Below are 8618 nucleotides of genomic sequence, written 5' to 3'. Positions count from 1 at the left end.
AAGGAAAATTTAAATTTAAAAAATATCTGAAATTGGATTCATAAAAGCTATAAATTTGATTGACAAGCTCTATCTTTTCCAAATTTTTAATTTTTATTTGATTCAAATTTTCAAAACAGCAAAAAATGATGAATTATTTTTTCCCAGTTCATTTTATTTTAAATATTTTTAATCATCAAAACCAAATCAATCCAAAAATTCTTTTGAAATAAAGGAAAATTAGTTACTTTTTTAAGCTTATGAGCATCCGTTTAATGTAGGAAAAACATTAAATTTGCCAATTGACATTATGAATAAAAACACACAAAACAAACCGACTGAATCGCCTGATAAGGGCAAATTTTTATCTAAGCCAAGAGTATTCTTCGGGCTTACTTTCATTCTTTTTTCTGTAGTGCTTACTTTTTCGTTCGTTTCTTACCTGATGAACTGGAAGGCAGATCAGAGTCAGGCAGGAACGATGCTCGATAAAACAATAAAATCTTCCAATCTTTTCGGAAAGCTGGGCGACTGGCTTGGAAATATATTTATTTTCGAAAGTATTGGGGTAGCTTCATTCATCATTGCCTTTTTATTTATGGTTTTCGGAACCGTTATCCTGAAAAAGAAAATGTTCAAACCTTGGAAAACGGTAGGTCATTCCCTGTTTTTCATTTGCTGGCTTCCGATTCTGTTTGGAGCGATTACTAAAGGACAGGGTGTTTTAAGCGGAGTTTACGGATATCAGATCATGGAGTCTCTGAATACGATTATTGGTTCTTATGGTCTTTGGCTGGTTTTAATTGCAAGTATTGCTCTGTATTTTATTTTAGAATTCAATCTTCGTCCGAGTTCTATCAAGTCTAAATTAAATGACATCAACGAAAATACCATCGGAAAAGTAAGATCGATGATGCCGAGTTCTGATGAAAATTTTGAAGCGGATGAAGAACTGATTGAGGAAATTGAAACGACAGAACAGGAAGAAGAACAACCTAAAATAAAAGTAACGGAAGTTGCAGAAAAACCGGCTCCCAAAATGGCGGAGCCTGAACCTGTAAAAGTTCCGAAAGGTTTTCCGGAAGTTCCGGTATCCAGCAATTTGGATCCGATTGTAACGCCGAATAAAACGTCTTTTGATGAGGAACCTAAAAATGATTTTTCAAACTCCATCAATTTAAATCTCGACTCCAGACCTAAAGTTCCGACTTCAAGTCCGGAACAGGCTTTTGATATGACGCCTTCTATTCCGGTAAGTACAGTTACTGCGGCTGCGCCTCAGGAAAATATTAAATTTAATGTAGAAGTAGCTCCGGTTATCGATATTCTGGATGATGCCGATAAAAAATCTCAGGAATTGGTAGACAAACATGGATTGTACGATCATAAACTGGATCTTGCCAAATTCCAGATGCCGCCTGTTGAATTGCTGAAAGATTACGGAAACGAAGAAATTTCGATCAACAAAGACGAACTGGAAGAAAACAAAAATAAAATTGTCGGATTGCTGAAAAACTTTAATGTAGGAATTGCCGAAATTAAAGCGACGATAGGACCGACTGTAACCTTATATGAAATTGTACCGGAAGCGGGAATCCGTGTAGCAGCGATCAAAAAACTGCAGGATGATATCGCCCTGAATCTTTCCGCTTTGGGAATCCGTATTATTGCACCAATGCCCGGAAAAGGAACCATCGGGATTGAAGTTCCGAGAAAAAATCCGACGATGGTTTCTATGCGTTCGGTGATTGCTTCGCAAAAATTCCAGAATACGGATATGGATCTTCCTGTGGTTTTCGGAAAGACTATTTCCAATGAAATTTTCATGGCAGATTTATCCAAAATGCCTCACTTACTGATGGCGGGAGCAACAGGACAGGGTAAATCGGTCGGGATTAATGCGATTCTTACTTCACTATTATACAAAAAGCATCCGAGCGAACTGAAATTTGTAATGGTAGATCCTAAGAAAGTGGAACTTTCATTATATTCAAAAATCGAAAGACATTATCTTGCCAAACTTCCGGATGCAGAAGAAGCGATCATTACCGATACGAATAAAGTAATCAACACGCTGAATTCTCTCTGTATTGAAATGGATACGAGATATGATTTGCTTAAAAATGCATTCTGTAAAAATTTAAAGGAATACAATAAAAAATTCACAGAAAGAAAACTGAATCCGGAAAACGGTCACCGTTATTTACCGTACATTGTTTTGGTGGTGGACGAATTTGCAGATTTAATTATGACTGCCGGAAAAGAAGTTGAATTACCGATTGCCAGATTGGCTCAGTTGGCAAGAGCGGTGGGAATCCACTTAATTGTTGCTACACAAAGACCTTCCGTAAATGTAATTACAGGTATGATTAAAGCGAACTTCCCTGCAAGAGCAGCGTTCAGAGTAATTTCCAGTGTGGATTCCAGAACGATTCTGGATTCTCCGGGAGCAGATCAGCTGATTGGTAAAGGAGATATGCTATATTTTAACGGAAATGAAATTTTAAGACTTCAGTGTGCATTCGTTGATACTCCGGAAGTGGAAAGACTTGCAGAATTTATCGGGGAACAAAAAGGGTACGCTTCCGCATTTATCCTTCCGGAATATGTTTCTGAAGATTCCACCAGTACAGTTGGAGCTTTCGATCCGAACGAAAAAGATGCTTTGTTCGAAGATGCAGCAAGAATTATTGTTTCTACCCAGCAAGGTTCTACTTCCATGCTTCAGAGACAACTGAAACTGGGCTACAACAGAGCGGGAAGAATTATGGATCAACTGGAAGCCAGCGGAATTGTTGGCGGATTTAACGGGGCAAAAGCTAGAGAGGTTCTCATTAGTGATCTTCATTCCCTCGAACAGTTTTTAGATGATCTGAAAAACTAATAAACCCTTACCTATGAAAAAAATTGTATATGGACTGTTGCTGTTTTCGGCAATCGGTTGCGGATCGGTGGAGAATTACACCCAAAATGATTTAAGGCAGGAATTTTTTCAAGAGAAAATGATGGTCTTTACTTTAAGTTCCGCAAGTGTTAAATATATAAATGTAACAGGTCCTCATTCAGGATATCCTTCAAATCCGGATGTTAGTGAAGTGTTTAAACAGGCGGTCGCAGAACTGGCAGAAGAAACCCATTTAAATCTAAAGACAGCAGATCATATTTCTCAGGCAAGTATTGATGTGAAAATTCTTGATATTAACTGGCATTTCGGATTATCTCTTACCGATATGATCACAAAACTTAATTTCAATACGAATGGAAAGAACTACGAAAGTACAGGGCATTTTAAAAATTTCGGAGGTTCAGCCGGTAACAATCTTAAAAGATCTTTTAAAAACGCTATCTATAATTTCCTACTTACTTACCAAAAATAAGATTTAGTAATTGGAACAGTTTTTGGAAGATCTGCGCAGTTAAAGAGAAATCTCAGTTTAACTTTTAACATTAAAGAAAGTCTAAAGATTAAAGAATTTAATAAAAATGAAAAATATTATTTCAAAAGTTATAGTAAGCAGTTTGGTAGTTGGAGCGGTCGGATTTACGAATGCACAGAAGATTGATGCAAAGGCAAAAAAAATCCTTGATGATATTACAGCTAATTATAACTCTAAGAAAAATTCGTACTTCAAATTTTCGTTCGGAAGCGGAACCAACGGAAAAGTAGATAAATCGGAACCCGGAATTTATTATGCTGCCGGAGATAAATACAAACTGAAGATCATGGAAACGGAGCAGATCTTCGACGGAAGTAAAATCTACAACATCAACACAGAAGATATGGAAGTTACGGTAGCGAAACCTAACGGAAGCAGCTCTATGTTCTCCCCTATCAACTATCTTTCTACTTACAGAAAAGATTATAATGTAACGTACGGAGGAAAGAAAAATGTAGATGGTGTAAATGCGGATTTCATTAAATTAACTCCGGTAAAATCCAACGGCATAAAATACGTTTATCTTTTTGTAGATTCTGCAAAAAAACAGATGGTAAAACTGGAACAACACGGAAACAATAAAGACCTTGCCGTAATTGCGATTAAAGAGTACAAGGAAAACCAGACTTTGGATCCGGGAATGTTTACATTTGATAAAAACAAATACAAAAATTACCTGACCACAGAACTTTAAAAATAATCAGCAGATAAGCGAATATGCGGATTTGCTTTTAATTATAAAAATTTCATAAAATATAAGAGCTGCAAAGAAAACTTTGTGGCTTTTTGTTTAATTTTGGCGAATGTTAAAAATACTAGACCGATATATTATAAAAACCTTCTTCGGACCGTTTTTCTTTATATTCAGCGTATTGTTTTTCATCTTTATTGTGAACATTATCTGGATTCAGCTGGGTCAGTTTATGGGAAAAGGACTGAGCTACTGGCAAATCATGAAACTTCTTTTTTACCTCGGGGTAAGTGTGATCAGTATGGTTTTACCGCTCACGATTCTTCTGGCGAGCATTATGTCTTTCGGGGAATTCGGGGAACGGTATGAACTTGCCGCCATGAAAGCCGCAGGAATTTCGCTCACGAGAGTGATGATGCCGCTTTTGGGAGTAACCGTTGTTCTTTCCATCATGCTGTATTTTTTCTCCAACAATATCATTCCGGATTTTCAGAGGAAGGCAAAAAATATGCTTTTCAATATTGCGCAGACCAAACCTGCCCTGAATTTCACACCGGGACAGTTTATCGATCAGATTCCCGGAAACATGGTGAAATTCGATAAAATTTATGGTAAAAATGATGAAAATATAGAAGGTGTTTTTGTTCATAAAAAAGCAAGCTCTTACGAAAATCAGCAGACCGTAATTGCCCAGAAAGGTGTTTTTGCTCCGGCAGAAAATACAAATTATTTAAAGCTTAAACTGTTTAACGGATTTGTTTACGAAGACAATTTTGCCGGAAGAGGGGAAGATGTCCGTCTGAAACAGCCCGATCAGGTGATTAAATTTGATACATTAACGCTTCACTTCGACGTAAGTGAGATCATTAACAAAGCCATTGAAGAAGAAAAAATTACAGATGATTACCGTTTCCAAACGTTCCATGAACTGAATACCACAATCGATAAAACGAAAAAAGACAATCAGAAATTCTTCACCAATGTAAGCAGCGATGTTTTGGGACAGACCAATTCTGTGGTAAGTTATATGGACACCAAACAGAACAGCGCAAAGGCAAAACCGAAGCAGATTATTAAGCTTGATACGGTGAAAGGGGATAAAAAACTGGAGATCATCAATAATGCTTATAACCGTCTTGATAACCTGAAAAGCACACTTGAAGGAAAAAATAATGAGATTGATCCCGGCGTAAAATATTACAGCAAAGTCGTGATTTATCAGCAAAGAATCGTGACATATTCTTTCACCTGCATCATTTTCTTTCTGATCGGTGCGAGTTTGGGTTCCATTATCCGAAAAGGAGGAATGGGACTTCCTGTAGTGATTGCAATTGTTATTTTCATTATTTTCTACGTGATTAATGTAGGTTTTGAAAATATGGCGTGGTCCGGAAAGATCAATCCTTATCTTGCAGCATGGGTTCCGAATCTGGTATTGTTTCCTTTCGGAGTATGGATGACGTACAAAGCACTGACGGATTCTCAACTGTTTGATGCCGAGAAATACAAAGCGGCTTTCAAGCCTGTTATCAAACTTTTTGTAAAGAATCAAGAACACAAAAGGTATCAATAATAAGCTGTACCCTATACAATATAAAAGATCCGGAATTTTCTCCGGATTTTTTTGTGGTATGTTAAAAAATAAATTTCAATTTCATTTCAGCTATAAAAAATTATCTTTGTCAAAAATTATAACAGTTTTATATGAGAAAATTATTATTGATTGGCTTATTCAGTATCGTTTCTTTCAATGCGTATGCGCAGGAAGACAATACGGAATACGAAATGAGAATCGGGGAAAAGCCGGGATACATTATTGATAAAAGCGGGAAAAAGATCGAAGGTATTGTAAGACTTGCCGGAGACGAAATGAATCCGTGGACGAATCAGAAAAAAGTGAAATTCATTGCAACTTCGGACGTTGACAATTCAAAGAAAAAGCAAAAGTTCAAAACGTATGATGTTGATGATCTTAAAGGTTATATGGCGATCGACAACAATACGGAAAGAGTTTTTGAGACGATAAAATACACGAACACCAAAGAAGCGTACAACACCCAGAACGGAGGTTTAAGTGGTGGTTTAAAAGCTTTCAACAACCTTACAAAAAGCAATCAGTTTGCAGAAGTTGTGGCAGACGGAAAAATTAAAGTGTACAAAGTATACGGATTCCCGACTACTTTCTCAGCAGGCGGACAAATCGCTGTTGCAGACGAGGAAAACAAAAGAATGAGAGAAAATCCGGCGTATGTGTATTCCAAAAAAGGCGGAAAACCGGAAGAACTGAATGTTGCAAAGGCAAAAATCATTACCGCAGACTGCCCTGTTGTGAAAGCTAAAGTAACAAAAGGAGAATACGGTTCTTTAAAAAATGATACCAAAAAGAGATCGGGTTTAGGAAAATTCATCCGAAATGAAATCGATAATGCGATGGCAGACAATCTTTCGATCGTGAATGAAGTGATCTACGATTATAACGAAAATTGTAAATAATCAATTTAAAATATTTTTACGGCAGTTTCAGTTTGGAGCTGCTTTTTTATTTTAGTTTTTTATTAATGGAAATATTGTTGTCAAAAAGTACAAAAAAGCAAGATTTTTATTAATCTCAAATCTTTAAGGCGCAAGAAAATCAAAGATTTTCAATAAGGATGAGGCTTAATTTTATTTTAGATAAAATTTTTCCACCTTAAGACAAGACCAAATTTAATGAATATTTTGCGACTTTGCGATGATTTAAATAAGTTTTGCGCATGTTTTTTGCAGTACGATTTATCTAAATCATCTTTTATGAAAATACTTCTTTTCAGTTTAGGTTTTCTTGCCATTGTTTCCTGTAAAAAAGAAAATGCCGAAAACTTTCAAAATAATTCAATGACTGATAATACAACCATGAATACAGTTTCGGAAAAATCGAATGATACCATTACCTCCATTGAAGATATTAAAAAAGAATATGCAATTGTAAACAAGCTTTTGTCTGCGAAACAAATGGACTCAACGAAATTCACGTATAACTGCAACGAAAAAGAAGGTGAAGTTGTTTTGTATTATGAAAACAAAGATCTCAGAATGGTTAAAGATTCTTATGCAGAACACAGTCATTTTTCTTCATCCACAAAATATTATGTAAAAAACAACAGCGTATTTTTCATTTTTAAAGAGGAAACGGTATGGAATTTTGATGAAGGCGGAACGCCCGAAAAACCCGAAACGAAAGATGATATCAATGAAAAAAGAATCTACGTTTTAAACGATAAAGACATTCAGTGCCTCGAAAAAAATTATACGATTCGCTCAAAAGGAAATAATAAAAATCCTGATTCGGTTCCGAATAAAGAAACAAAATGCAACATTTCCGATCTGATGAAAAACTATAATTTAATCCTTAAAAATAAAGACAGAAAAGGAGAAATCAATTGTCTTTAAACTGTACCCAAAACAAAAGCGGCTTCAAAATGAAACCGCTTTTTATATTTTCAGGAGCCGAAAATTATACTTTCATAATTTCAGCTTCTTTTACTTTAAGATGCTCGTCGCAAGCTTTTACATATTTGTCGGTAAGCGTCTGAATATCTGCTTCAATACCTTTAATGATGTCTTCAGAAACTCCTTCCAGTCTTTTAAGCTCTTTCAGACCGTTCTGTCTTGCGTTTCTTACGACTACTTTCGTATCTTCTGCTTCAGACTTAGCCTGCTTTGCCAGTTCACGTCTTCTTTCCTCCGTTAAAGGCGGTACATTAAGGATAATGTTGATCCCGTTATTAGAAGGTGCAAAACCTAAATTTGAATTGATGATTGCTTTTTCAATATCATTAATGGCTTTTGCATCCCAAGGTTGAATAGAAATCGTCATTGCATCGGGAATAGAAACATTGGCAACCTGATTAATTGGAGTTAATGCTCCGTAATATTCCACCATCACATCCTGAACCATTGTTGTAGACGCACGTCCCGCTCTGATTCTCTGAAATGCATGATCCAGGTGCTTAATAGCTGCTTCCATGTCCTGCTGTACAGACTCTACTATAAGATCTAATTCTTCCATTATTATAATAAAATTTGATAAGTTACACATATTTCAATAGTAAATGATTATCAATAAGTTGCATTTTATAAATTACTCAAACAACGCCTCTTTCTTACTGTTTTTTTACTATTTTTTACTGCTTCCAAAAGTAGTAAAATTAAATTTACTGCTGAAATAAAAATCCTGATAAATATACTTGTTTAAAGGAATTATTTTCTTTATCTGTGTTTAATGATATTTTAACATAATGTTGAATTACAAAATATTAAATGAACAAGATATTGTTATTTAGCATTTATTTGCTTTGGTAAATTCTTTTCAATTCTTATCATAAAACCTCCATCAACTATACAGAAATGATAATATAAATTTCTATATTTATAAATCAAATAATAAACCGTTTCGCTTAAATCAACATTGGCTCTTAATAGAGGAAGCATATCTTTTAAGTATATCTTGTATTTATAAATTGCATTCTTCT

General features: G+C 35.3%; 8 protein-coding genes. 6 read left to right on the top strand and 2 right to left on the bottom strand.

Annotated features, from left to right (window positions below; all coding sequences use genetic code 11):
- Positions 1-289: 289 nt before the first annotated feature.
- From DD829_RS11905 to DD829_RS11880, 6 genes are all read left to right on the top strand, one after another.
- On the top strand, positions 290-2863 hold the full coding sequence (locus tag DD829_RS11905) for an FtsK/SpoIIIE family DNA translocase (RefSeq protein ID WP_108408811.1): 2574 nt from the start codon (positions 290-292) through the stop codon (positions 2861-2863).
- A 13-nt stretch (positions 2864-2876) separates the two neighbouring features.
- Entirely contained in the window at positions 2877-3356 is a 480-nt protein-coding gene (locus DD829_RS11900; RefSeq protein ID WP_108408812.1) for a hypothetical protein, read from the top strand.
- 106 nt (positions 3357-3462) lie between these two features.
- Positions 3463-4110 (top strand): LolA family protein, encoded by a 648-nt coding sequence (locus DD829_RS11895; RefSeq protein ID WP_116547786.1) that lies wholly within the window; start codon positions 3463-3465, stop codon positions 4108-4110.
- 109 nt (positions 4111-4219) lie between these two features.
- Positions 4220-5680, top strand: a complete 1461-nt coding sequence (locus DD829_RS11890; RefSeq protein WP_108409546.1) for an LptF/LptG family permease — start codon at positions 4220-4222, stop codon at positions 5678-5680.
- Positions 5681-5811: 131 nt separating this feature from the next.
- Positions 5812-6600: a hypothetical protein gene (locus DD829_RS11885; RefSeq protein ID WP_076390297.1), complete on the top strand. Its 789-nt coding sequence runs from the start codon at positions 5812-5814 to the stop codon at positions 6598-6600.
- Between the two features lie 297 nt (positions 6601-6897).
- The gene (locus tag DD829_RS11880; protein WP_116547785.1) at positions 6898-7536 is read left to right on the top strand and encodes a hypothetical protein; all 639 of its coding nucleotides are present in this window, start codon (positions 6898-6900) and stop codon (positions 7534-7536) included.
- Positions 7537-7600: 64 nt separating this feature from the next.
- On the opposite strand, the gene frr is transcribed toward DD829_RS11880, so the two are convergent.
- Both frr and DD829_RS24115 read right to left on the bottom strand, forming a co-directional pair.
- A complete protein-coding gene (gene frr / locus DD829_RS11875; RefSeq protein ID WP_116547784.1) occupies positions 7601-8155 on the bottom strand; it encodes a ribosome recycling factor in 555 nt (184 codons plus the stop codon).
- Between the two features lie 266 nt (positions 8156-8421).
- A partial coding sequence (locus DD829_RS24115; RefSeq protein WP_228408178.1) for a hypothetical protein occupies positions 8422-8618 on the bottom strand: 197 nt, incomplete at its 5' end.

Source organism: Chryseobacterium sp. HMWF035, from assembly GCF_003094695.1.
Lineage (GTDB): Bacteria > Bacteroidota > Bacteroidia > Flavobacteriales > Weeksellaceae > Chryseobacterium > Chryseobacterium gambrini.
This window is presented reverse-complemented; position numbering and strand designations above follow the sequence as displayed.

Bases quoted from the DNA above. Each gene is read 5' to 3' on its own strand.
- DD829_RS11890 (WP_108409546.1), top strand. From the start codon at position 4,220: ATGTTAAAAATACTAGACCGATATATTATAAAAACCTTCTTCGGACCG.
- DD829_RS11895 (WP_116547786.1), top strand. From the start codon at position 3,463: ATGAAAAATATTATTTCAAAAGTTATAGTAAGCAGTTTGGTAGTTGGA.
- DD829_RS11880 (WP_116547785.1), top strand. From the start codon at position 6,898: ATGAAAATACTTCTTTTCAGTTTAGGTTTTCTTGCCATTGTTTCCTGT.
- DD829_RS11900 (WP_108408812.1), top strand. From the start codon at position 2,877: ATGAAAAAAATTGTATATGGACTGTTGCTGTTTTCGGCAATCGGTTGC.
- DD829_RS11885 (WP_076390297.1), top strand. From the start codon at position 5,812: ATGAGAAAATTATTATTGATTGGCTTATTCAGTATCGTTTCTTTCAAT.
- frr (WP_116547784.1), bottom strand. From the start codon at position 8,155: ATGGAAGAATTAGATCTTATAGTAGAGTCTGTACAGCAGGACATGGAA.
- DD829_RS11905 (WP_108408811.1), top strand. From the start codon at position 290: ATGAATAAAAACACACAAAACAAACCGACTGAATCGCCTGATAAGGGC.